Here is a 22,938-nt window from a genome sequence, read left to right as displayed (position 1 = left end):
TGGCGGCGCAAGACGCGTCACTGATCACATGAACAAAAAAACTGCTGTCTGGTGTGTCGGTTACAAAAACCAAACAAGAACCGAGCGGAAATTGGTGATCTAAATCAGGTTAACACCGTAATTCGAAATGTATGGACAACTAATTTCGGTATCATAACGATCTGTCAGGCACGAAATTCCGCAAGATGTCACAGTTTGAAACAGTATCCATATCACCATCTTGCGATTTATGAACAACCGGTTAAGAACGATTCCTTCGGCATCGGGCGCAATTTCTGCGGCCACGCAAACAGTACAAGAACTGGCCGAGAAGAGGGGAAGCTATAATGAAAAGCCTATATTTGACGGCTGCCGCCGCTATCGCGGTCGTCGCGTCCAGCGCGACGGCGGAGACGGTGAACAACACGAGCCTTCAGAACGTCAACGGTACGTTCGGTACGAGCACCGCCACGACGACGACGACCGCCACGGGCACGCGGACGATCGTGACCGGTCCGGGGCCGAATGCCGGCGCGAACCGTGCGTCGGGCACGACGGCGTTGAACAGCTGGTATCAGGCGAACGTCGGTGCTGGCTCCACCGTCGGCATCACGACCGATTATGCCCGCTCCGGTAATGGATCGGCGTATTTCAACAGCACGCAAGGTGATCCCGGCAAGGGCGATCTGGTCTATCTGTTCGGCAATGCCGGGGCGATCGCACCCGTCGCGCTCTCGACCCTGACGAGCGTGTCGTTCGATTTCTATCGCGCGGGCACGTCCACGACCGACGCCAATTTCTCGCCGGTGCTGCGCTTCGACATGCTGAAGGATGGGGTGTTCGCCGGATCGCTGGTGTTCGAAAATGTCTATCAGCAGCAGACGGCCGCGCCGGTCGATAGCTGGACCACGCTGACCGCCAATCTCAACACCGGCATCTGGTGGGCGACGAACGCCTCGCTCGGCCCGACGTTCGCAGCGGCGAATGGCGGGCAGAAGACGCTGGCGCAGTGGATGACGGACAATGCCAATGCGAACCTGACCGTCTACGGTCTGGAAATCGGCATCGGTTCGGGATGGAACAACCAGTTCTATGGCGCGGTCGACAACGTGAACGTCAACTTCAGCGGTGGTCGCGCGGTCAATTCGAACTTCGAAGTGGCAGCCGGCGCCGTGCCTGAGCCCGCAACCTGGGCCATGATGCTCGTCGGCTTCGGTGGCATCGGCCTCGGAATGCGCCGCAGCAAGAAGGGTGCGCCCCGGGTGTCCTACGCTGCCTGATCGGCGGATAGCCTAAAACGACGAAGCCGCCGATCGCGAGATCGGCGGCTTTTTTCGTGGCCGTCCGGCGGTCCGGGCCAGCCCGGCTTGGTTGCTATTCCTCGGTCCGCACCAGCACCGCTTCGCCGATCAGGAAGAACAGCAGGAAGGGTGCCCAGGCAGCCAGGAACGGCGGATATGCGCCCAGATTGCCCATCGCCAGCGCGAAATTGTCGGCGACGAAATAGGCGAAGCCCAGCCCCATGCCGATCGCCGCGCGCAGGAACAGCTTGCCCGATCGCGCCAGACCGAAGGCCGCCACCGCGCCGAGCAACGGCATCAGCACCGACGACAAGGGCGCGGAGAGCTTGTGCCAGGCCGATCCTTCGAGCGCCTTGGTCGGCCGGCCGGCATCGGACAGGTCGCCGATCGCGCTGCGCAACGCGCCGAAAGACAGCGAATCGGCATCGACCGTGGCGAGCGTGAACTGATCGGGTCGCACGCTCTTGGCGACCACCGGATTGCCGATCTTGATCTTTTTACCGCTTGCCACGTCGAAGCGCGTCGCGTGGAAGATCTGCCAGCCGGGCGCGGCATAGCGCCCGCGCTCGGCCTCGATGATGCCGACGAGATTGCCCTTCTCGCGATCGTAGAGCGTGATCCCGCCGAGCTGCGCCGCCGTGCCGCGGCCCTTGATCTGATCGGCCTGGATCAGATCGTCACCATCGCGCACCCAAACGTTGGAGCGATCGCCACGATCGATCGGCAGCGGGCCGTAATTGACGTTCTGCCACTGGTTGAGCGCCGACGTGGCGCGCGCGACGATGCGGTCGTTGAACGTGAAGGAGATCACCGCGACGATCAGGCTCGCCAGCACCAGCGGCGCCAGCACCTGATGCGCGGACAGCCCCGACGCCTTCAGCGCGATGATCTCGCTGTTCTGGTTCATCTGGCTCAGCGTCAGGATCGTACCGAGCAGGACGGAGAAGGGCAGCACGAAGGCGATGATCTGCGGCGCGCGCAGGCTCATATAATGCCATACCTGAGCATCGCCGTTGCCGGGATAGGCCAGGATGTTGCCCGACTGGCCGAGCAGATCGAGCGCCTGCAGCACCAGCACCAGGCCGGCCATCACCGCGAAGGTGCGCACGACGAACAGCCGCGCCATGTAGACGGCGACGACGCGGGAGGGGAAGAAGTTCATGCCGCCTGCACTCCCGTCGCGTCTTCGCGCCGGGGGCCGCGCATGCGGCGCACGATCCACTTGCCGAGCTTTCCGAACACGCGCTCCAGCGCGCCGATCGGCTGGCCGTCGGGGACATAGGCAATGGTGTAGAACATCCAGCCGACCAAGGCGGTGAAGATCGCGAACGGCGTCCACAAGGCGATCAGCGGATCGATCTTGCCCAGCCCGCCGATCGCCTCGGCATATTGGTTCACCTTGTGATAGGTGACGACCATCACGATCGCCAGGAATACGCCCAGCGCCGAGGTCGAGCGCTTGGGCGGGATGCCGAGCGCCAGCGCGAGCAACGGCAGCAGGAACATCGTCGCGATCTCGACCACGCGGAAGTGGAAGGCGGACCGGCTGGTGTCGCGCAGATCCTCGCTGGTCTGCGGGTTGCTGCCGATGCGCACCAATTCGGGCAGGGTGAGTTCCATATTGCCTTCGCCGCGCTGGCGGAAACTGCCGTATTTGGGCAGCGGAATCGGCAGGTTGTGCGTGGTGAAGGTCAGCACGCGCGGCGTCGGGATCTTCGGCGCCTGGCTGATCAGGACCCCGTCGGTGAGCTGGAACACGATCTCGTCGGGATTGTCGGTGGCGAGGAACTTGCCGCTCGCCGCCGTAACCGCGAACGACGTGCCGTCCTTGCCCACCGCCTGGACGAAGATGCCGGACAGCTTGCGGCCCTCGTCCCGGCTCTGTTCGATGCGGATCGTCATCTTGTCGCCGAAATGCGTGAACTCGCCGACCTTGATCGAGGCGCCGAGCGCGCCAGTGCGCAGTTCGTAGCGCAGATTCTCATAGGCGTAGCGCGCGGTCGGCTGGATATAGCCGACGATCGCCAGATTGATCGCCGCCAGCACGATCGCGAACATGTACGGCATGCGCAGCAACCGCCAGTAACTGATCCCGACGCCGCGCATCACGTCCAGTTCGGACGACGTGGCGAGCTTGCGGAAGGCGAGCAGCACGCCGAGCAGAAGGCCGATCGGAATGCCGAGCCCGAGATATTCCGGCAGCAGATTGGCCAGCATCTTCCACACGACCGTGATCGGTCCGCCCTCGGTCGCGACGAAATCGAACAGCCGCAACATGCGATCGAGCACCAGCAGCATCGCCGAGATCGTCAGCGTCGACAGCAGCGGCACCAGAATCAGCCGGACCATGTAGCGATCGATCGACTTCATGGTGGGGGCGGGGGGCTTTCGGAACAGGGACGCAGACGTGCGCCGGGATACTCGGACGGGCAGCTATATCCGGGTCTGAGCCGTCCGTCAGCCGTTAATTGGCCTGTGGGCTCCCCTCCCTGGAAGGGAGGGGCTGGGGGTGGGTCGGCATGGGGAGAGGACGGCGTTTCCTGGTGAGCAACCCACCCCTGCCCCTCCCTTTCAGGGAGGGGAGAAGTGAGGCCCTACGTCACTCGGCCGCGATGCTCTGCGGCGCAGGCCGTTCCGCCGCCATCGCGGCCCCCACCGCGCGTTCCAGTGCGGCGATCGTGAACGGTTTGCGCAGCACGTGATGGCCGCCGAATTCCGCCTCGCCGCCCGCCTCCCCGGCATAGCCGGTGACGAACAGCACCGCGACGTGCGGATAGTCGGCGGTGAGTTCCGCGATCAGTTCCGGTCCCGTCTGGCCCGGCATCAGCACGTCGGACACGATCAGGTCGACCGAGCCCGCCTCGGCGAGCATGGCCGGCGCGGCACGCGGATCGCTGCACGGGATCGGGCGGTGGCCGAGATCCTGCAGCGCGCCGATCGTCGCGGTCAGCACGCGCGGATCGTCCTCGACCACCAATATATCGAGTGCGGCGGTCGGGCCGATCTCCGGCAGCGGGGCGGGGCGTGCCGACTTGGCCGGCGCGTCCGCGATGTGGCGCGGCAAATAGAGCGTCACCGTCGTGCCCTTGCCGGGCTTGGACTGAAGCCCGATCTCGCCGTTCGCCTGACGCACGAACGCGAAGATCTGGCTGAGCCCTAGGCCGGTGCCCTGGCCGATCGGCTTGGTGGTGAAGAAGGGCTCGAACACGCGTTCCATCACCTCGGGCGTCATGCCGTGGCCGGTGTCGGTGACGGCGATGGTGACGTATTGGCCCGCCGGGCAGCGGCCGACCGCATGTTCGGCGAGCTGCGTGCCGGCGGTCACGATCGTCATCTGTCCACGCCCGTCCATCGCGTCGCGGGCGTTGACGGCGAGGTTGAGGATGACGTTTTCCAGTTGATGCCGGTCGGCGCAGGTCAGCCAGTTCCTGCCCTTGTCGCGCGCCTCGACCGTGATCGCGTCGCCCAGCGTGCGATCGAGTAGGTCCGACATGCCGGCGATCAATTCGCCCGCCGCGATCGGCTCCAGCTTCAGCGTCTCTTCGCGGCTGAAGGCGAGCAATTGGCGGGTCAGGGCGGCGGCGCGGTTGGCGCCTTCCATTGCATTGTCGATGTGGCGCGGCGTCGCGTCGCTATCCTTGTCCAGACTGCGCCTGGCGAGTTCCAGGCCGCCGACGACGACGGCAAGCATATTGTTGAAATCATGCGCGATCCCGCCCGTCAGCTGGCCGACCGCCTCCATCTTCTGCACCTGGCGCAGCTTGCTCTCCTGCTTCTGCAATTCGCTCGTCGCATGCTCGACGGCGAATTCCAGTTCCATCGCGCGCTCGCGCTGCTGCTCCGCCTCGGCCCGCGCGCTGGCGCGCTCGCCGAGCGCCTTGACCGTCAGCCAGCCGAGCACGATCGCCCCGATCACGATCAGCATGCCGAACACCGCCAGCACCGCCGCCGACCGATTGGAGCGTTCGGCCGATTTCATCGCATTGCTGGTGCGCGCATCGAGCAGGGCGCGTTCGTGCGCGATGATCTGGTCGAGCAGGTCGTTGATCTGGCGCAGTGCGGCCGAGTTGCGCGCCTTGTAATAGCGCTTCAGCGCCATGTCGTTCTTGCCGTAATTGGTGCTGAGCGCGGTATCCGACAATTCCTCGCCGCGCGCGGTATAGGCCCGGCGCAGGCGCGTGATCAGGCGGTTTTGTCCGGTATTGTCGCGCGTGACCTGGTCGAGCCGAGCGATCTGCTGCCCCGCGATCTTCCAGTCGTCCGAATAGAGCCGTCCGAGCTGCTTGTCGGTGCTGATCACGTAGCGGCCGAGCGATGCCTCGGATCGCGCGATCGTGCTGGAGAAGGTGCGCGCGAGGATCATCACCTCGTAGCTGTGCGATTGCAGGCGCAGCGCGCGATCGCGCTGGCGATTGGCTTCGCCCAGGGTCATCGTCAGCCCGACGAGCACCACCGCACCCAGCAGCGCCATCACGATCAGCATGCTGGTGCGCCAGGCAGTCTTGCGTTCCCCCGCAGCCGCGATCTCGCCCTCTTTCCCCGTCATGCCCGCTTTGTACACCTTGCCGCGACTCGTGCAAAGATACGGATTGGCTACGGATCGGGGCGGCCATCATCGCCGGCGGTTCGACAACCCTCTGTCCTACAAACCCCGATCCATGCCACAGGGCGAGCATGCTCAGCCGATCGCATCCGGGCCAAGGCCTGCCGCCGACCCTCAAACCTGTCAGCGCGAGGACGCCTCAAGCGTCGTATCGCGTGACTTTCGTGACTTTCGGAGAGCAGGCATGAGCTTCGAACTGCCCGGTTTCGACCTCGACTCGTTCGTCCGCGCGACGCTGGCCGAGGATCTGGGGGAGGGGGGTGACATCACTTCCGCTGCCGTCATTCCGGCGGAGGCGCGCTTCAGCGGCGTGATGGACAGCCGCGATGCGATCGTCGTCGCCGGGCTGGGCATCGCCGAGGCGTTCTTCCGCGCGCTCGATCCGGAGGTCGGGATCGAAATGCTCGTCGCGGACGGGCAACGCGTGCCCGCCGGCACCGATCTCATGCGCCTCGAAGGCTCCGCGCGGGCGATGCTGACCGCCGAGCGTTCGGCGCTCAACACGGTGCAGCATCTGTCCGGTATCGCGACGATGACGCGCGCTTACGTCGACAAGATCGTCGGCACCGGCGCGACCCTGCTCGATACGCGCAAGACCATCCCGGGCCTTCGCCGACTCGAGAAGTACGCGACCAGTATGGGCGGTGCGACCAATCACCGCATGGGCCTGTGGGATGCGGCGATGATCAAGGACAATCACGTGGCGGTCGCCGGTGGAGTCGGCGCGGCGGTCGCGCGCGCGAAAGCGGCGGGGATCGCCAGCATCATCGTCGAGGTCGACCGGGTCGATCAGATCGAACCGGCCTTGGCGGCGGGCGCGACTCACCTGCTGCTCGACAATATGGACGCGCCGACGCTGCGCGGCGCGGTGACGTTGGTCGGCGGACGCGTGCCGACCGAGGCGTCGGGCGGCGTAAGGCTGGACACGATCCGCGCGCTGGCGGAAACCGGCGTGACCTATGTCAGCGTCGGCCGCTTGACGCAGTCCGCGCCCGCCGCCGATATCGGCCTGGATTTCACGGAGATGCCAGCATGAAACTGAAGCTTCTCGCCTTGGTCGCGCTCGGCCTGCCCGGTGTCGCGCAGGCGCAGGCCTATCAATGCGCCATTCCCGGCAATGTGCCGACGCCGCGCCCCGATCTGCCGTCGGCCGACCAGCCGAAGCGCGTGCTGCCGATCGGCAGCTATACGCTCGCGATCACCTGGGCACCGGGCTATTGCCGCGCGCACAAGGACGATCGCTCGGCGCGCTTCCAATGCGGGGGAGGCAATAGCTTCGGCTTCACGTTGCACGGCCTGTGGCCGGACGGCGTGGGCAAGGACTGGCCGCAATATTGCGCCGCCACGCCGATCGTGCCGAAAAAGGTGATCCGCGACACCCTGTGCTCGACGCCGTCGCCGCAACTGATCCAGCACGAATGGGCCAAGCACGGCACCTGCATGGGCACCACGCCGACCGCCTATTTCCGCAGCTCGACCCGACTGTTCGCGGCGTTGCGCTATCCGGACATGGACGGCCTGTCGCGCGCGCCTCTGACGGTCGGCGATTTTTCGGCCGCGTTCGCGAAGGCCAATCCGGGGCTACCGGTCACGTCGATCCGCGTGACCGCGACGAAGCAGGGCTGGCTGGACGAGATCTGGTTGTGCCTCGACAAGGCCTATAATTACGAACGCTGCCGGCCCAATTCCGGCGGCCTGCCGGCGGGCGCGGACCTCAAGATCTGGCGCGGGCGGCGGTAACCTTCAGCCGTCCACCGTGACGGTGGACGGGTGATGCTTGTCGAGATGCTTCTTGATGATGCGCAGGTTGCGCGTGTTCGATCGGAAGAAGAAGTCGGGCACGACACCGATGATCGGGATCAGCCCGAGCAGGAAATCGGTGCCGACATTGCCGAACATGCGCGCCATCTGCAGCTTCGACATGCCGAGGTTGCGCGCTTCCCACACCAACCAGGAGCCCATCGCCGCGGCGATCACGTCGCCGGCCACGGGCACGATGCCGATCAGCACGTCCAGCCCGACCTTGCGGTTGGTGCCGGGAATGGTGAACAATCCTTCCAGCAGATGTTCCATCGCCACCACGCGTTGGCGCACGGCGGCGGCGTCGGTGCCGAGCGGCAGCATGCCCGACATGCGGCGGATGGGATCGTCGTCGATGCGCGTGGTGTTGGCCATGAATCTCAATTGGGGGCGGCGCGCAGATGATTCAACGGGTGCCACGCGCGCGCGTTCGGCTCCCACTGCTTGAGCCGCACCGCGACCAGCGACCAGCGCAGCGGCCGGGCGATCGGAATGTAGGCGACGTCGGCGGCAAGCGCGATGTCGGCCTCGGCGATCCGCAGCGCGCGGGACGCCATGTCCGGGGCGTCACGCGCGGCGTCGATCGCCGCCGTGGCCGCCTCGCCGCACGGTGCGCAGGCGGTGGCGAGATACCAGCGTGCGCTGTCGTAGGGCGCGACCGCATCGATCAGGCGCAGGTCGGTATCCTCTTCCGCACCGACGCGCTGTACCCGGATACCCATCGTGGCGAGGCTCGCGCCGATCTGGCCGTATAATATCGTCGCACCCGGCCCGGCAGGCAGCGCCAGGCGGAGTGTGAGCGGACCGGGATGCGCCGATCGCCACGCGGCCACGAGTGCGCGGATCGTCTGCAAGCGGTCGTCCTGCGCCACCGCGCTCCAGTCCGGCACGACCGGCACGGTGGCGGAATCGAGCTGTTCGGGCAGAAGCTGCGTCGTCGGGGTCCATTCCGGCAGGAATGCGCCGACGATCGCCTGCCGATCCAGCGCGCCCGAGATCGCGGCACGGACGCGCGCATCAGCGAGGAAGCCGGTGCGGTTCACGATCGCCAGCCCGAACAGGCCAGCCGCCGGATCGATCTTGCGGTTGGTCGGCGCGATCGTCGCGCTACCGATCAGCGGCCAGTCGACGAAGGTGCCGCCGGTGACGAGATCGGACTCGCCCGCCGCGAACCGCGCGATCGCCCGGGCGGCGCGTTCGCCGATCAGCCGCACCTCGTCTTCGGGCGTGGGATCGGCGACGTCGTCGGGCGAGCGCGTCGGATCGATCGCGGGGCGCAGCAGGGCCATGTCGCGCGTCCGGTTGACGACGCGCAACGGGCCGCTGCCGCCGAATGGCCGGGTCCGGAACACGGCCAGCTCGGGTTGCGCGAACAGCTTGAGCAGATCGGGGCGTGGGCGCTTCAACCGCACCTCGATGACCTCGGGCGTCATCTCGACGATCTCGTCGATCGCGCTGAGGAACGGAGCGAGCGGATTGCGCGATCGAGCCGCGATCTGCCGGCGCAGCACCGCGACCACTTCCGATGCCGTGACGGGCGCACCATTGCTCCATTCCGCATCGCGCAGCCGGAAGATGTAGCTCATCCCGTCATCGATCACGATCCATCGCTCGGCGATTCCCGGCTCGATCTGACCGCTGGCATCGAACCGCACCAGGCCCTGCGCGGTGGAATCCATCATCACCCGTGCAGCGTAGCCCTGCGGCGTGCGCGAGGGGTCGCCGATCGCCAGATCGCCACCGATCGCGCTGACCACCACGCGCCCCGCGTCGCGGCGCTTGTCGCACGCCGCCGTCATCAGGAGCGCGGCGATCAGCAAAGCAGGGCGAAGGTTCATCCTTCCGTTCTGCCATTCGCCGGCGCGGGGCGCTACCGGCGAAGTTACGCCGTGTCGGCTTACTGGCCGACCTTGATCCTGAATCCGGCCACGACGGCATGGTCCACGAGGGTGTCGCCGCCGGGATGGACGACGTACTGCACGTCCGGCTGAACGCGCAGCCATGGTGCCAGCTGGGCGAGATAGCCCGCCTCGATCACGATTTCGCGCGGCCCGGCCGGCTCGCCCGACAGCGCCTGCGATCGCCGATAACGATCTCCGAACTCGGCGACCGCGACGGACAGGCCGATCTGGTCGGTCTTTCGTCGCGCGAACGGGCCGGCATAGACGAGGCCGCCGCCCAGATAGCGCGCGATCGGATTGTAGCGCGTGTCGGCAATGCCGAAACGCAGCCACCCCGCCAATCCGTCCGCATCTTCGGCGCGTGTGCCCCGCCACCGGTGTTCGGCGAAGACATAGGTTCCGGAATTGCCGTGGCCGGACGACGGTGCGGTGCCCAAGGGGATCGCATCGAACCGCCCGGTATAGGCCCATGCGCCGATCGCGGCCTTCGTGCCGCCGCTGAGATAGTTCACCTCGCCGACGACGAGTGCGCCGTCGCGGGCCGACAGCTTGATCGCGGTCGCGGCGGGATGTCCCGGGTCGCCGGGCACGCCGTCGAGCACCGCAACGCGCGCCAGCCAGTGCGTACCGAACTTGCCTTCCGCGCGCACCGCGAGCGAGGTCACCGGAAAGATCGACGGCCCGTTGCGCCCGCTTTGCGAGAAATCCGGGCCGATGCCGTGCGACGACAGCAGGAAGAACCCGCCGCTCTGTGTCGTGTCGAATTCCGAATTGAGATTGTAGAGCCCGGCCTTGAGCGAGGCATTGCGCCCGACATCCTGTTCCACCCAGGCCTCGAACAGCCGCAGCGCGCGCATGCCGGTTTCGATGTTCGACACCCCCTGGGTCGCGCCGGCCAGATCGGAAGAGAAATGCGTGCCGTTATTGTAGATCGCATAGCCAAACAGCCGCGCGCCGTGCCAGCCGACCAGCCGCTCCGCATCGACCGCGACCTGCAGGTCGAGATTGTCGAGATAGCGCGTGCCCCGCGCGATGCCGCCGTCGATGTCGCTGCGGACATCGGCGGTATAGACGGCGGATAGCGATACCGCCTTGGTCGATCCTTCGTTCGCCGACCGTGGATAGCCGGTCGGCCGCTCGTCCTGCGCCCAGGCCGGATGCGCCAGCAGCAGCAGGATCGCACTGACCATCCAGCGCATCACACGGCGTCGTCCAGCGAGAAGCGATCATCGTCCTCGTCATAGGCGAAGACCTCGGCATAGCGACCCCACAGCGTCACGGTGCGCAATGTCTCCTCGGCATAGTCCGGCGACATATGATCCTCGAGTTCGTCGCGGAAGCGACGTGCCGGGGCGACGTGCCCGGAGCGTTCGTCGAGAATGCGCTTGATGTGCTGGGCAAGCGGCACATGCGCGAGCAGGGCCTGCGCGAATATCGCCTTGCGGGTGTCGACATCGGCCTGCGCGTAACGGCGGGCGAGCGGGGTAAGCTGGATTTCGGCGCCCTGAAGTTCGGCGAAGCGCAGCAACTGCAACGTTTCCGCGATCGGGAACAGCTCGTCGATCTCCAGTTGAAGCTGATCGGCGAGATCGGCCATGCCCGCGCGGCCATCGAACGGGCCGGCATCGACCTCCTCGATCAAGCCGGCGAGCGAGTTGGTCGAGACGCGGGGCAGCACCATCTGGATACCGGTGCCGGGCGATCCGCCGTCGCGGACCGGCTGGGGCGCGGGGCGGGCCGTCATGCGGGCATAGATGTCATCGACCAGCGCGCGGAATGGCGGATCGAGCCGGTCGCGTGGTTGCGGCAGATCGACCTTGATCTCGGCGGCGATGCGGCCGGGATTGGACGAGAAGACGAGGATGCGATCGCACATCAGCACCGCCTCTTCGATATTGTGGGTGACGATCAGGATCGACTTGATCGGCATCCGCCCCTCCGCCCACAGATCGAGCAGATCTGTACGCAGCGTTTCGGCGGTCAGCACGTCGAGCGCGGAAAAGGGTTCGTCCATCAGCAGCAGCGAGGGGTTGACCACGATCGCGCGCGCCAGGCCGACGCGCTGGCGCATCCCGCCGGACAATTCCTTCGGATACGCGTTCTCGAATCCGTCCAGGCCGATCAGGTCGATCGCGGCGAGCGAGCGGGTGCGGCGTTCGTCGGCGGGAACGCGCTGCGCCTCCAGGCCGAGTTCGACGTTCTGCAGGACGGTCAGCCAGGGGAACAGGGCGAAGGTCTGGAACACCATGCTGACGGTCGGCGCGGCACCCTGCGCATCGGCGACGAAATCGATCTCGCCCTCGTCGGCGCGGATCAGCCCCGCGATCGAGCGCAGCAGTGTCGACTTGCCCGAGCCGGACCGGCCGAGCAGCCCGACGATCTCGTTCTCGCGCAGGGTGAGTCCGACATCGTCGAGCACCAGCAATCCGCCCCCGCCGGCCTTGCCGTAGCGGTGGGTGAGACGTTCGACCCTGACGAGAGCTGGCGACGTGGCGGGGCGGGCGAGGGGCTTGGCCATGATCCGGTTCCTTCTGTCAGGCGAGGCGCAGGCGGCGGTCGGCATAAGCGTACAGCGGGCGCCACAGCAGGCGGTTGAAGCCGATCACGAAGATCGACATCACCGCGATGCCCAGCGTCACGCGCGGAAAATCGCCGGCGGTGGTGGCTTTGGCGATGTACGTGCCGAGGCCATGCGCCTCGAGACGTTCGCTGCCCCAGGACACCGCCTCGGCGACGATGCTGGCGTTCCACGATCCGCCCGAGGCGGTGAGCGCGCCGGTGACGTAATAGGGAAAGATGCCGGGGATGATCAGCGTGCGCCACCATTGCCAACGCCCCATTCCGAACATGCCGGCGGCCTCGCGCAGGTCGTTCGGGATCGCGGTGGCGCCGGCGATCACGTTGAACAGGATGTACCATTGCGTGCCCAGCACCATCAGCGGCGACAACCAGATGTCCGGATCGAGCCGCCAATGGACGATCGCGATCACCGCGAAGGGGAACAGGACGTTGGCCGGGAAGGCGGCGAGGAATTGCGCGACCGGCTGGAGCCGTTCCGCCCAGCGTGGGCGCAGGCCGATCCAGACGCCGACCGGCACCCAGACCAGGCTTGCCACCGCGATCAGCACGAGCACGCGCAGCATCGTGATGCAGCCGAGCCCGAGCGCGGTGAGCGCGTCGCCCCAGGCGAGGTGCGACGCGAGATAATCGATCACCAGCCATGCCGCACCCAGCACCGCCGCCGCGACGATCGCCGACCAGACGACGCGGCCGAGCGGATTCGGTGCGGTTTCCCGCCGCGTTTTGGCACGGCGGGCAGGGCGCCGGTCGATCGCCATCATCAGCCGCCCGAATCCGGTCAGCGGAGCGAACAGGACGGGCAGCAATCGCGCACGGCGGAACAGATCATAGGCCCAGCTTTTCGGGCCGTCCTGCGACGCGGTCTGTTCGAAGCGGAAGCGATCGGCCCAGGCGACGACCGGCCGGAACACGAACTGGTCGTAGAGCAGGATCACCACCGCCATCGCGCCGACCGCCCAGCCGACGGCGCGAAAATCCTGCCCGTCGATCGCCAGCGCGAGCCACGATCCGATGCCGGGCAGCATGATCCGGGTGTTGCCGACGCTGATCGCCTCCGCCGCGACGATGAAGAACCATCCGCCCGACATCGACATCATCGCGTTCCACACCAGCGACGGCGTGGCGAAGGGCAGTTCCAGACGGATGAAGCGCCGCCACGGCGACAGTGCGAAACCGCGCGACACTTCTTCCAGGTCGCCCGGCACCGAGCGGAGCGACTGATAGAAGCTGAACGCCATGTTCCACGCCTGGCTGGTGAAGATCGCGAAGATCGCCGCCAGTTCGACGCCCAATTGGCGCCCCGGAAACAGGCCCATGAAAAAGGTGACGGTGAAGGTGAGGAAGCCCAGGATCGGCACCGACTGCAGGATGTCGAGCGCGGGGACGATGACCATCTCCGCGCGCTTGCTCTTGGCCGCCAGCGTGGCGACGACGAAGGTGAAGAGGAGCGAGGCACCGAGCGCGGCGAACATGCGGAGCGTGGTGCGCAGAGCGTAGGCCGGCAAGTTCCACGGATCGAGTGCGATCGGATCAAGCCGGAGTTCGGACAAAGGCTGCGCCACGCCCACCGCGCCGCGCGCGACGAGCACGGCAAGGCCAGCGAGAAGCAGGAAGGCGACGGCATCGGCCCAGCTCGGCGTCGTCGCGCGCCAATAGCGCGAGAAGGGGCGCACGCCACGGGCAATCTGGGGCAATTCACGCATTGTCTCACCTCGTCGGGCGGCCGCCGACGGCCACCCGAAGCGAGACTGACAGGATCAGGCTCGGCCGGGCGCCCCCGATGGCGCGTTCGTTCGACTACTGTCGCTTGGCATTTTTGTTCGATCCTGATCGCCGGCGATTCGCGCCGACGCGGCGCGATTGCTCCCGCACCGCAACATTGTCAATCGCGTCCGGACGGGCGCGGGCCGAACTTTACGCGGCCTATATGCGACGGCCCTGAAATCGCTCTCGAACCTTAATTCGGCGCGGACCTATATCGGTGCGCGCGCCCTCGCGGCACCCAAGGCCGCCCGCGATCGGGCCGCCAGCCGATACGTCGGTTTGCAGCATCTCCGAGGACTTATTCGACCATGACCCATCTTGCCGATCACTGCATCGCCGGACCGCTGCGGCACCCCGTTGCCCGCCCGCGCGGGACTCCGGCCGACACCCGGCCACGCTGTCGCGACCGTCGTTGGCCCGATGTGGCGGCCGCTTTGGTCTCGCTCCGCGCGGCACGGCGCTGCAGCGTGCGGATCGTGGATGTCGATTGCGGGTCCGGGACGCTGCTTCTGTGTGCGGTGCGGTACGCTCGCGCGCTGGGTTTCACCGCGATCGAGGCACGCGGGATCGACGACGCTCCGGCGCTGGTCGGCAAGGCGCGCGCCTCGGCCAGCGGGCTGCACGATGCGGCGATCGGCATCACGTTCGAGACGGGCGACAGGGTTCGCGCGCTGGAGGAGGAATCCGATTTCCCTGCGGATATCGTGATGTGGCACGGCTGCGTCGGCTGCAGCGCGGAGGAAGCACGGACGGTGGCGTGCGCCGGGCGCAGGCTGATCGCGGACCCGGAGGTCGCGGCATGACACGCCGGGATCTTGCGTGGCGCGGCATCGGCGTCGCGACGTTCGTGACGGCCATCACCGTCGGTTTGAGCATCCGCCCGGGCGAGGAGGGGGTGTTGGGCTTGCCGGCTTTCGGGCTCGCGCTGTTCGGTCTCGTCCTGATCGTGCAGGGCCGGCATGTGCCGGCTGCCTTTCGCGTCGAGCGGGGCCGGCATCGTGCGCTCGTGCAGACGATCCGCGATCGACGCCGCCAGCGCTCCGGATGATCCGGGCGAGCTTCGTTCGACAATGGTGCGGACGGCGGGACTCGAACCCGCACACCCAAAGGGCGAGGGATTTTAAGTCCCGTGCGTCTACCAATTTCGCCACGTCCGCGTTCGGAGCCTCGTGGCGTCAGTGCCTTGGCGCGTCAACCGGTCAGTGCGGTCAGACGTTCAAACGCGCGCGCATTTCCTTGCCGGGCTTGAAATAGGGCACGCGCTTGGCATCGACATCGACGGTTTCGCCGGTGCGCGGGTTGCGACCGGTGCGGGCGTCGCGGGCGCGAGTGGAGAAGGCACCGAAGCCGCGCAGTTCGACGCGACCGTCCTGCGCCAGGCGCTTGGTGATTTCATCGAAGAAGGTGCCGACGATCGCTTCGATGTCGCGAACCGACAGGTCCGGATTTTCGGCGGCGAGCATATCGACGAGTTCGGAACGGATCATGGCGGCGGCCCCTCAAAAGGCCGTCTCGACCGGCGCTGATACGCTACGCTGGCGAAACGAGAATCGTCATCCGGGATGGATGTGGGACCGCACATATCTTGATCTGGCTCAATCCGCCAGAAAAGATGCAAGCCTTGCGGACAAAATTATGCCCGGATCAAAGGCAGATGGACAGATCGGGCGGCAGGAGGGCCGTCAGGCCCTCCCGCCGGACACCGCTTACTTCTTGTCTTCGTTCTGTGCCTTCAGCGCGGCACCCAGGATGTCGCCCAGCGATGCGCCCGAATCGGACGAACCATATTGTGCCACGGCCTGCTTCTCTTCGGAGATCTGCATCGCCTTGATCGAGAAGGTCGGCTTCTTGGACCGGTCGAAGCCGGTGACCATCGCGTCGAACTTCTGTGCGACCTGGAAACGCTCCGGACGCTGCTCGTCGCGGTCGCGGCCGAGATCGGTCCGCTTGATGAAGCCCGTCGCGCCGTCGTCGCCGACCTGCACTTCGAGACCCGCATCGCGGACTTCGAGCACGGTGACCGTGACGATCTGGTTCTTGTTGAGACCCGAACCCGCCGCTGCCGTGCCGCCTGCGGCGACGCCGCCGGCTGCCGGAGCGCCACGCTCGAGCTGCTTCATGCCGAGCGAGATGCGCTCCTTCTCGGCATCGATGTCGAGCACGATCGCCTGAACGGTCTCACCCTTGCGATGCAGGTTGAGCGCGTCCTCGCCCGAAACGCCCCAGGCGATGTCGGACATGTGGACCATGCCGTCGACATCGTTGTCGAGGCCGATGAACAGGCCGAACTCGGTCGCGTTCTTGACTTCGCCTTCGACGGTCGAACCGATCGGATGTGCCTCCAGGAAGGCCTCCCACGGGTTGGACTGCGCCTGCTTGAGGCCGAGCGAGATGCGGCGCTTTTCCGAATCCACTTCGAGCACGATGACTTCGACTTCCTGCGAGGTCGAGACGATCTTGCCCGGATGGACGTTCTTCTTGGTCCAACTCATTTCCGAAACGTGGACGAGGCCCTCGATGCCGGCTTCCAGCTCGACGAACGCACCATATTCGGTGATGTTCGTGACGCGGCCCGACAGCTTGGCGCCGATCGGATACTTCGCCATCGCGCCATCCCACGGATCGCTCTCGAGCTGCTTCATGCCGAGGCTGATGCGCTGCGTGTCCTTGTTGATGCGGATGATCTGCACCTTCACGACATCGCCGATGTTCAGCACCTCGCTCGGATGACCGACGCGCTTGTAGCTGAGATCGGTGACGTGCAGCAGACCGTCGATGCCGCCGAGATCGACGAACGCACCGTAATCGGTGATGTTCTTGACGACGCCGTCGATGATCTGGCCTTCAGCCAGCGACAGGATCAGGCCCGAACGCTGCTCGGCGCGGGTCTCTTCGAGGATCGCGCGGCGCGAAACGACGATGTTGCCGCGCTTGCGGTCCATCTTCAGGATCTGAAACGGCTGCGGGATGTCCATCAGCGGGGTCACGTCGCGGACCGGGCGGATATCGACCTGCGAGCCGGGCAGGAACGCCACGGCACCGTTCAGGTCGACGGTGAAGCCACCCTTCACGCGGCCGAAGATCGTGCCTTCGACCCGCGCGGTCTTGGCGAATTCGGTTTCCAGCTTGTCCCATGCGGCTTCGCGGCGGGCGCGATCGCGCGACAGCATCGCTTCGCCGTGCACGTTCTCGACGCGATCGACATAGACTTCGACTTCGTCGCCGATCTTCAGATCGGCCTTCTGGCCCGGCGCGGCGAATTCACGCAGCGGCACGCGGCCTTCCGACTTCAGGCCGACGTCGATGACGGCGAGGTCGTTTTCAATTCCGGTAACGGTACCCTTGACGACACGGCCTTCGAAGCTGTCGGCGCCGCCGAACTGCTCGTCGAGCATGGCTGCGAAATCGTCACGGGTGGGATGTGCCTGAGTGGCCATAAAGATGGGTCGTCCTAAATCAGTTTCCGGCCAGCCGGTTGTGTCCGGCGGTCTTGGCCAAAACGCCGCGCAGGCCGAATGCCGGGCGCGGCATCCGTTCGGGCTGTGAAGGAGGAGTCTCTTGCGCGTCTTGGAAGCGAAAAGGGCGCGACGGACATGCCACCTGCGCCTTCCTCCGAGAGCATAGCCCGCCGGACGGACGCGCCCCTAGCGCAAAGGCGGAGAAAAGGCAAGGATCGGGGGGTCGCGACCCAACGGATTCGGAATGACCGCTGGAATCGAATGGCGTCAGGACGGGCGGTAGGCGTCGCGTTCCGCGCGGAGGGCGACCTGCCGTTCGACCAGTTCGATCGCGCGCTGCAGGCTGGCCTCGATCGACAGGAAGCTGGTGTCGAGCAGCGCCGCGTCGTTCGCCGCCACCAGCGGGGCCGCGCTGCGGGTCGAATCGCGCAGGTCGCGGGCGCGGATGTCGGCCAGTACCTTGTCGAGGCTGACGGTCGAGCCGTTCTCGCGCAGTTCGGCGTGGCGACGCTTGGCGCGGATCGTCGGGGTCGCGCGGATGAACAATTTGGCGTCGGCCTCGGGTGCGATCACCGTGCCGATGTCGCGGCCGTCGAGCACGGCGCCGCCCGGCTGGTTGGCGAAGCGCCGCTGGCGATGGAACAGCGTGGCGCGGACGAGGGGATGCACCGACACGACCGACGCGAGCTTGCCGACCTCGTCGGTGCGCAGGACGGCGTCGTCGAGCAGGGCGTCGTCGAAATTGCACGCCGCGACGGCGTCCGCCTCGATCTCCGGATTGAGTTCCATTTGCCGCACGTTCTGGGCGACCGCGCGGTAGAGCAGGCCGGTGTCGAGATACGGCAGCGCGTAATGCCGCGACAGGGCGCGCGCGATCGTGCCCTTGCCCGAAGCGGCGGGTCCATCGACGGCGATGATCATGCGGCAGCCACGGCGTTCGTTCCCCTGAGCGCGTCGAGCGAGGCGAAGAACATAGGGTAACTCGTCGCGATGGGCGAGGCGTCGTCGATCGTCACCGGCGCGGTCGAGACCAACGCCGCGACTGAGAGGCTCATCGCGATACGGTGGTCGAGTTTCGTGGCGATCGTGCCGCCGCCGGGCAGGGGGGCGCCGCCCGAGCCGTGGATCGCGAGGCCGTCCTCGAACTCCTCGGTCCGCACGCCGACCGCCCCCAGCGCCGCCGCCATCGTGGCGATCCGGTCCGATTCCTTGACGCGCAGTTCGTGCGCGCCGCGCGCGATCGTGATGCCCTCGGCGCAGGCCGCGGCGACGAACAGGATCGGATATTCGTCGATCATGCTCGGCGCGAGCTCGGGCGGCACCGCGATCGCGGTGAGCTTCGCATGGCGCACGTGCAGATCCGCGACGGGTTCGCCGCCGACGCTGCGGGGATCGACCTCGGTGATGTCCGCGCCCATCATGCGCAACGCGGTGAAGATGCCGGCGCGCGTCGGGTTCAGCCCGACATTCGTCACCACCACGTCCGATCCCGGCACGATCGTCGCCGCGACGACCAGGAAGGCGGCGGAGGAGGGGTCGCCCGGCACGACAATCTGCTGCGGCTTGAGTTCGGCCTCGCCGACCAGCGAGATCACGCGGCCATCGGGCGTCTGTTCGACCCTCAGGTCGGCGCCGAATCCGGCCAGCATCCGTTCGCTGTGATCGCGCGTCGCGACCGGCTCGATCACACGGGTGATGCCCGGCGTGTTCAGGCCGGCGAGCAGTATCGCCGACTTCACCTGCGCCGAGGCGACGGGCAGGGTGTAGGTGATCGGGATCGCCGGATTCATCCCCCGCACCATCAGCGGCAGGCGGCCGCCGGGGCTGGCGGTGATGTCCGCCCCCATCTGCGACAGCGGATCGATCACCCGCGCCATCGGCCGGCCGGAGAGCGAGGCGTCGCCGGTGAAGGTGGCGGTGATGCCGTGGCTCGCAACCAGCCCCATGAGCAGGCGAGTCGAGGTGCCCGAATTGCCCATCTCCAGCGCGCCCGCCGGTTGCATCAGGCCGCCGACGCCGACGCCGTTGACCGTCCAGACGCCGTCCGCGTGGCGCGTGATCGTCGCGCCCATCGCGCGCATCGCGGCGGCGGTGGCGAGAACGTCCTCGCCCTCCAGCAGGCCCTCGATGTGGCTTTCGCCCACCGCCAGCGCGGAGAGCATCAGCGAACGGTGGCTAATCGATTTGTCGCCCGGCACGGCGACGCGGCCGCGCAACGGACCGGAGGCGTGGATCTGGCGGGGGGAGGGAGCAGGGTGCGACATGAGCGCCGGGCTTTTGACAGTGCGCTTGTGCTATGGCAAGGCGCGCCCCACTTTGCTGGGCATATCCCGCAAACTCCGAAATTCGAAAGGTTCAACCAAGGCTATGGTCAAGGCCGAATGGGGCACGAAGAGAACGTGCCCGAAATGCGCAACGCGCTTCTACGATCTGGGTAACGACGAGCCGGTCACGTGCATCGAATGCGGATCGACCTGGTCGCCGGAGCCGATTCTCAAGTCCAAGCAGCCGCTGCCGTTCGAGCAGGCCAAGCCCGATCTGGTCAAGAAGGACGACGATCTTGCCGGCGACGACGAGGATATCGACACCGGTGAGGACGAGGAAATCTCGCCCGACGACGAGGTCGATCTTGGCGGCGACGACGATATCGGCGTGGAAGCGCCGGTCGAAGACGACGAGCATTGAGTTCCTGATCTGAAGATATTTTGGCAAGCGGCGCGCAACGCCGCTTGCCAAGCAGGCGACGCCTCGGTAGGGGCAGCGCCTTCCCGGGGCCAACCCGCCCGGGAGATGGGGCCGTAGCTCAGCTGGGAGAGCGTTCGCATGGCATGCGAAAGGTCAGGGGTTCGATCCCCCTCGGCTCCACCATCCTTTCAAAATCCCTGATCCAGCAGGCGAACTTCGGTCCGCCTTAGCCCTCGACGACCGCCTGGTCGGTCTCGATGCGGCGGCGGACGTGTTCGCGCCAGACGATGTACAGGCCGCTGGCGATGATCACCGGTGCGCCGACCCAGGTCCAGGTGTCGGGCAACACGCCGAACACCACCCAGCCGGACAGGGTCGCCCATAACAGGCTGGAATAGTCCATCGGCACAACGACCGAGACGGGGCCGAAGCGCAACGCGCCGGTCATCGCGAGTTGCGCCGCGCCGCCGATCACCCCGATACCGACGAGCAGCAGCCAGACGAGCGGCGCGTGCGGCTGCATCGCGAACGCATAGACGATGCCGAGCGGGACCAGCGACAGCGTCGAGAACCAAAACACCGTCGTCGTGATGCTTTCGGTGCGCGAGATCTGGCGGAGCAGGATCGAGACCCCGGCGGTGAGCAGAGCCGCGCCCAGCCCGGTGAGCGCGCCGATCAGCGGGAAGTGCCCGGTGCCCGGCTGCGCGACGATCAGCACGCCGACGAAGCCGAGCACCACTGCGCCCCAGCGATGCCAGCCGGTCGGCTCCCCCAGCACGAGCGCGCCCAGGATCGTCGCGAAGATCGGCATGGTGAAACCGATCGTGGTCGATTCGGCGAGCGGCAGCGCAAGGATCGTCGCGAAGGTCAGCGCCATCGCGCTCAGCCCCATCGCCATGCGCAGGATGTGCGCGGGCAGGCGGCTGGTCGCCACCGAGCGCAGCCCCGGCCCGGTCAGCAGGACCACGACCATGAACGCGGCAGCGCCGGCCTGACGGAAGAACAGGATCTCGCCGATCGTCGCGCCGCCCGCCTCGCTCAGCTTGATCAACGTGTTCATGCACGCGAACAACAAGACGGAGGTCAGCCGCAACCCGATCGCGAGCAGGATTCGGTCGGGAGAAGCGTTCGCCATGACGGCGCTTCTACACATCTCGTGCGGTGGTGGGAGACGCCTTTCGAAATTGCCGATCCTTGCGGGATCGCCCGACGCGCCTTAGGGCCTGCGCCCATGATAAAGCGTGCACTCCCCGTCACCCGCGAAGCCGATTTCGCCGCCTGGTATCAATCCGTCATCTCGGAGGCCGATCTGGCCGAGGAGAGCGGCGTGCGCGGGTGCATGGTCATCCGGCCATGGGGGTACGGCATCTGGGAGCGGATCCAGCGCCTGCTCGACGATCGCATCAAGGCGACGGGCCACGAGAATTGCTATTTCCCGCTGTTCATCCCGCTTTCCTATTTCGAGAAGGAGGCCGAGCATGTCGAGGGCTTCGCCAAGGAGATGGCGGTCGTCACGCATCACCGGCTGATCTCGGACGGCAAGGGCGGGCTGGTCCCCGATCCGTCGGCCAAGCTGGAAGAGCCGCTGGTCGTGCGGCCGACGTCGGAGACGGTAATCGGCACCGCGTTCGCGCGCTGGGTGCAATCGTGGCGCGACCTGCCGGTGCTGATCAACCAATGGGCCAACGTGGTGCGCTGGGAAATGCGCACGCGGATGTTCCTGCGCACGTCGGAATTCCTCTGGCAGGAGGGGCACACCGCGCACGCCACGGCGGACGAGGCGCGCGACGAGACCCTGAAGATGCTCGAAGTGTATCGCGAGTTCGCCGAGAACTGTCTCGCGCTGCCGGTGGTCGCGGGCGAGAAGCCGGAGAACGAGCGCTTCCCCGGAGCGGTCGCAACCTATTCGATCGAGGCGATGATGCAGGACGGGAAAGCGTTGCAGGCCGGTACGTCGCACTTCCTCGGCACCAATTTCGCGCATGCCCAGAACATCCGGTTCCAGAACGCGGTGGGCGAGCTCGAATATGCCAATACGACGAGCTGGGGCGTGTCGACGCGGATGATCGGCGGCGTGATCATGGTGCATGGCGACGATGACGGTCTGCGCGTGCCACCGCGCATCGCGCCGTGGCAGGTGGTGATCGTGCCGATGCTGCGCGACCAGCCGGAGGACGAGGAGATCGTCGCCTATTGCAAGACGTTGCAAGGCGAGCTGGCCAAGCAGTCCGCATTGGGCGAGCCGGTGCGCGCGTTGCTCGACCTGAAGTTCGGCAAGGCGGCGACCAAGCGCTGGGGCTGGGTGAAGAAGGGCGCGCCGGTGATCGTCGAGGTCGGCGGGCGCGACGTGGCGGGCGGCAACGTCTCGGTCATCCGCCGCGACCGGCTGTACCGCGAGGACGGCAAGCTCGACAGCGCGGTGCTCGCGCAGGGCGATTTCGTCGCCGGCGTGGCGGCGATGCTGGAGGATGTGCAGACCTCGCTCCACACCGAGGCGCGGAAGCGGTTGCAGGCGAACATCGCCCCGGCGGCGGACTTCGCGGCGATCGAGGCGCATTTCGCGGAAGGGCGGAAGAACCCCGGCTGGCTCGAGGTGCAATGGTCGAAGCCGACGGGTGCGGCGCTGGACGCGGTGGTCGAGAAACTGAAGGCGCTGAAGCTGACGCTGCGCAACGCGCCGATGGAGCAGGCGGCGATGGACGCGCCCTGCGTGTTCACCGGCGATACGGCGGTGGAGCGGGTGCTGGTCGGGCGGAGCTATTAGGACCAATCGTCATTCGGCTTTTCATCGATGCATTTGCTCAAGAGGATCGTCACCCCGGACGTGTTCCGGGGTCCGCCAGGCCGCTTGATCCGAACCGTGAGCC

Annotated in this window: 20 protein-coding genes and 2 tRNA genes; 8 read left to right on the top strand and 14 right to left on the bottom strand. The window is 66.6% G+C overall.

Annotated features, from left to right (window positions below; genetic code table 11):
- Positions 1 to 326 precede the first annotated feature (326 nt).
- Positions 327 to 1,259 carry a PEPxxWA-CTERM sorting domain-containing protein gene (locus ASG11_RS19300; RefSeq protein WP_055781374.1) on the top strand — a complete coding sequence of 311 codons (933 nt, stop codon included), beginning with the start codon at positions 327 to 329 and terminating at the stop codon, positions 1,257 to 1,259.
- 94 nt (positions 1,260 to 1,353) lie between these two features.
- On the opposite strand, the gene lptG is transcribed toward ASG11_RS19300, so the two are convergent.
- The 3 genes from lptG to ASG11_RS13980 form a co-directional block, all read right to left on the bottom strand.
- Positions 1,354 to 2,442 (bottom strand): LPS export ABC transporter permease LptG, encoded by a 1,089-nt coding sequence (gene lptG, locus ASG11_RS13990; protein ID WP_055782692.1) that lies wholly within the window; start codon positions 2,440 to 2,442, stop codon positions 1,354 to 1,356.
- Positions 2,439 to 3,650, bottom strand: a complete 1,212-nt coding sequence (gene lptF / locus ASG11_RS13985) for an LPS export ABC transporter permease LptF (RefSeq protein ID WP_201781349.1) — start codon at positions 3,648 to 3,650, stop codon at positions 2,439 to 2,441. The genes lptG and lptF overlap by 4 nt, the downstream gene beginning before the upstream one ends.
- A 229-nt stretch (positions 3,651 to 3,879) precedes the next feature.
- On the bottom strand, positions 3,880 to 5,826 hold the full coding sequence (locus tag ASG11_RS13980) for an ATP-binding protein (RefSeq protein WP_055781370.1): 1,947 nt from the start codon (positions 5,824 to 5,826) through the stop codon (positions 3,880 to 3,882).
- Between the two features lie 241 nt (positions 5,827 to 6,067).
- On the opposite strand from ASG11_RS13980, the gene nadC reads away from it, so the two are divergent.
- The gene (gene nadC, locus ASG11_RS13975; protein ID WP_055781368.1) at positions 6,068 to 6,919 is read left to right on the top strand and encodes a carboxylating nicotinate-nucleotide diphosphorylase; all 852 of its coding nucleotides are present in this window, start codon (positions 6,068 to 6,070) and stop codon (positions 6,917 to 6,919) included.
- Entirely contained in the window at positions 6,916 to 7,623 is a 708-nt protein-coding gene (locus ASG11_RS13970; protein WP_055781366.1) for a ribonuclease T2 family protein, read from the top strand. Before nadC ends, ASG11_RS13970 begins: the two co-directional genes overlap by 4 nt.
- 3 nt (positions 7,624 to 7,626) lie before the next feature.
- Here ASG11_RS13970 and ASG11_RS13965 read toward each other — a convergent pair whose 3' ends face one another.
- From ASG11_RS13965 to ASG11_RS13945, 5 genes are read right to left on the bottom strand one after another with little or no spacing between them, the layout of a single operon-like run.
- Positions 7,627 to 8,058 (bottom strand): DUF4112 domain-containing protein, encoded by a 432-nt coding sequence (locus tag ASG11_RS13965; RefSeq protein WP_055781363.1) that lies wholly within the window; start codon positions 8,056 to 8,058, stop codon positions 7,627 to 7,629.
- 5 nt (positions 8,059 to 8,063) lie between these two features.
- The gene (locus ASG11_RS13960; RefSeq protein ID WP_055781361.1) at positions 8,064 to 9,521 is read right to left on the bottom strand and encodes an ABC transporter substrate-binding protein; all 1,458 of its coding nucleotides are present in this window, start codon (positions 9,519 to 9,521) and stop codon (positions 8,064 to 8,066) included.
- 59 nt (positions 9,522 to 9,580) lie between these two features.
- Positions 9,581 to 10,783 carry a carbohydrate porin gene (locus ASG11_RS13955; protein ID WP_055781358.1) on the bottom strand — a complete coding sequence of 401 codons (1,203 nt, stop codon included), beginning with the start codon at positions 10,781 to 10,783 and terminating at the stop codon, positions 9,581 to 9,583.
- Positions 10,783 to 12,102 carry an ABC transporter ATP-binding protein gene (locus tag ASG11_RS13950; RefSeq protein ID WP_055782685.1) on the bottom strand — a complete coding sequence of 440 codons (1,320 nt, stop codon included), beginning with the start codon at positions 12,100 to 12,102 and terminating at the stop codon, positions 10,783 to 10,785. Before ASG11_RS13950 ends, ASG11_RS13955 begins: the two co-directional genes overlap by 1 nt.
- A gap of 16 nt (positions 12,103 to 12,118) precedes the next feature.
- Positions 12,119 to 13,858: an ABC transporter permease gene (locus ASG11_RS13945; RefSeq protein WP_082472904.1), complete on the bottom strand. Its 1,740-nt coding sequence runs from the start codon at positions 13,856 to 13,858 to the stop codon at positions 12,119 to 12,121.
- A gap of 378 nt (positions 13,859 to 14,236) precedes the next feature.
- On the opposite strand from ASG11_RS13945, the gene ASG11_RS13940 reads away from it, so the two are divergent.
- On the top strand, positions 14,237 to 14,731 hold the full coding sequence (locus ASG11_RS13940) for a hypothetical protein (RefSeq protein WP_055781352.1): 495 nt from the start codon (positions 14,237 to 14,239) through the stop codon (positions 14,729 to 14,731).
- The gene (locus tag ASG11_RS13935; RefSeq protein ID WP_055781349.1) at positions 14,728 to 14,976 is read left to right on the top strand and encodes a hypothetical protein; all 249 of its coding nucleotides are present in this window, start codon (positions 14,728 to 14,730) and stop codon (positions 14,974 to 14,976) included. Before ASG11_RS13940 ends, ASG11_RS13935 begins: the two co-directional genes overlap by 4 nt.
- 23 nt (positions 14,977 to 14,999) lie before the next feature.
- Here the strand turns inward: ASG11_RS13935 and ASG11_RS13930 are convergent.
- From ASG11_RS13930 to aroA, 5 genes are all read right to left on the bottom strand, one after another.
- Positions 15,000 to 15,085: transfer RNA gene (locus ASG11_RS13930), tRNA-Leu, on the bottom strand.
- Positions 15,086 to 15,136: 51 nt separating this feature from the next.
- Complete coding sequence (locus ASG11_RS13925; RefSeq protein WP_055781347.1) at positions 15,137 to 15,415, bottom strand: integration host factor subunit beta; 279 nt, start codon at positions 15,413 to 15,415, stop codon at positions 15,137 to 15,139.
- A 219-nt stretch (positions 15,416 to 15,634) separates the two neighbouring features.
- Positions 15,635 to 17,365, bottom strand: coding sequence for a 30S ribosomal protein S1 (gene rpsA, locus ASG11_RS13920; RefSeq protein WP_055781343.1), 1,731 nt, complete (start codon positions 17,363 to 17,365; stop codon positions 15,635 to 15,637).
- A 288-nt stretch (positions 17,366 to 17,653) separates the two neighbouring features.
- Positions 17,654 to 18,307, bottom strand: a complete 654-nt coding sequence (cmk, locus tag ASG11_RS13915) for a (d)CMP kinase (RefSeq protein WP_055781341.1) — start codon at positions 18,305 to 18,307, stop codon at positions 17,654 to 17,656.
- Positions 18,304 to 19,650, bottom strand: a complete 1,347-nt coding sequence (gene aroA / locus ASG11_RS13910; protein ID WP_055781338.1) for a 3-phosphoshikimate 1-carboxyvinyltransferase — start codon at positions 19,648 to 19,650, stop codon at positions 18,304 to 18,306. The genes cmk and aroA overlap by 4 nt, the downstream gene beginning before the upstream one ends.
- A gap of 103 nt (positions 19,651 to 19,753) precedes the next feature.
- Here aroA and ASG11_RS13905 point away from each other — a divergent pair, with 103 nt between their 5' ends.
- Complete coding sequence (locus tag ASG11_RS13905) at positions 19,754 to 20,071, top strand: TIGR02300 family protein (protein WP_055781336.1); 318 nt, start codon at positions 19,754 to 19,756, stop codon at positions 20,069 to 20,071.
- Between the two features lie 107 nt (positions 20,072 to 20,178).
- Positions 20,179 to 20,254: transfer RNA gene (locus ASG11_RS13900), tRNA-Ala, on the top strand.
- A 43-nt stretch (positions 20,255 to 20,297) separates the two neighbouring features.
- Here ASG11_RS13900 and ASG11_RS13895 read toward each other — a convergent pair.
- The gene (locus tag ASG11_RS13895; protein ID WP_055781333.1) at positions 20,298 to 21,206 is read right to left on the bottom strand and encodes a DMT family transporter; all 909 of its coding nucleotides are present in this window, start codon (positions 21,204 to 21,206) and stop codon (positions 20,298 to 20,300) included.
- 96 nt (positions 21,207 to 21,302) lie between these two features.
- Between ASG11_RS13895 and proS the strand changes: the two genes are divergently transcribed.
- Positions 21,303 to 22,835, top strand: a complete 1,533-nt coding sequence (gene proS / locus ASG11_RS13890; protein ID WP_055781330.1) for a proline--tRNA ligase — start codon at positions 21,303 to 21,305, stop codon at positions 22,833 to 22,835.
- Positions 22,836 to 22,938: the final 103 nt, after the last annotated feature.

This window comes from Sphingomonas sp. Leaf357, from assembly GCF_001423845.1.
Taxonomy (GTDB): domain Bacteria; phylum Pseudomonadota; class Alphaproteobacteria; order Sphingomonadales; family Sphingomonadaceae; genus Sphingomonas.
Note: the sequence above shows the minus strand (reverse complement) of the source record. Positions and strands in the feature narration are given on the sequence as shown.

Excerpts from the sequence above, each read along its gene's own strand:
- ASG11_RS19300 (WP_055781374.1), top strand. The coding sequence starts at position 327 with ATGAAAAGCCTATATTTGACGGCTGCCGCCGCTATCGCGGTCGTCGCG.
- lptG (WP_055782692.1), bottom strand. The coding sequence starts at position 2,442 with ATGAACTTCTTCCCCTCCCGCGTCGTCGCCGTCTACATGGCGCGGCTG.
- lptF (WP_201781349.1), bottom strand. The coding sequence starts at position 3,650 with ATGAAGTCGATCGATCGCTACATGGTCCGGCTGATTCTGGTGCCGCTG.
- ASG11_RS13980 (WP_055781370.1), bottom strand. The coding sequence starts at position 5,826 with ATGACGGGGAAAGAGGGCGAGATCGCGGCTGCGGGGGAACGCAAGACT.
- nadC (WP_055781368.1), top strand. The coding sequence starts at position 6,068 with ATGAGCTTCGAACTGCCCGGTTTCGACCTCGACTCGTTCGTCCGCGCG.
- ASG11_RS13970 (WP_055781366.1), top strand. The coding sequence starts at position 6,916 with ATGAAACTGAAGCTTCTCGCCTTGGTCGCGCTCGGCCTGCCCGGTGTC.
- ASG11_RS13965 (WP_055781363.1), bottom strand. The coding sequence starts at position 8,058 with ATGGCCAACACCACGCGCATCGACGACGATCCCATCCGCCGCATGTCG.
- ASG11_RS13960 (WP_055781361.1), bottom strand. The coding sequence starts at position 9,521 with ATGAACCTTCGCCCTGCTTTGCTGATCGCCGCGCTCCTGATGACGGCG.
- ASG11_RS13955 (WP_055781358.1), bottom strand. The coding sequence starts at position 10,783 with ATGCGCTGGATGGTCAGTGCGATCCTGCTGCTGCTGGCGCATCCGGCC.
- ASG11_RS13950 (WP_055782685.1), bottom strand. The coding sequence starts at position 12,102 with ATGGCCAAGCCCCTCGCCCGCCCCGCCACGTCGCCAGCTCTCGTCAGG.
- ASG11_RS13940 (WP_055781352.1), top strand. The coding sequence starts at position 14,237 with ATGACCCATCTTGCCGATCACTGCATCGCCGGACCGCTGCGGCACCCC.
- ASG11_RS13935 (WP_055781349.1), top strand. The coding sequence starts at position 14,728 with ATGACACGCCGGGATCTTGCGTGGCGCGGCATCGGCGTCGCGACGTTC.
- ASG11_RS13925 (WP_055781347.1), bottom strand. The coding sequence starts at position 15,415 with ATGATCCGTTCCGAACTCGTCGATATGCTCGCCGCCGAAAATCCGGAC.
- rpsA (WP_055781343.1), bottom strand. The coding sequence starts at position 17,365 with ATGGCCACTCAGGCACATCCCACCCGTGACGATTTCGCAGCCATGCTC.
- cmk (WP_055781341.1), bottom strand. The coding sequence starts at position 18,307 with ATGATCATCGCCGTCGATGGACCCGCCGCTTCGGGCAAGGGCACGATC.
- aroA (WP_055781338.1), bottom strand. The coding sequence starts at position 19,650 with ATGTCGCACCCTGCTCCCTCCCCCCGCCAGATCCACGCCTCCGGTCCG.
- ASG11_RS13905 (WP_055781336.1), top strand. The coding sequence starts at position 19,754 with ATGGTCAAGGCCGAATGGGGCACGAAGAGAACGTGCCCGAAATGCGCA.
- ASG11_RS13895 (WP_055781333.1), bottom strand. The coding sequence starts at position 21,206 with ATGGCGAACGCTTCTCCCGACCGAATCCTGCTCGCGATCGGGTTGCGG.
- proS (WP_055781330.1), top strand. The coding sequence starts at position 21,303 with ATGATAAAGCGTGCACTCCCCGTCACCCGCGAAGCCGATTTCGCCGCC.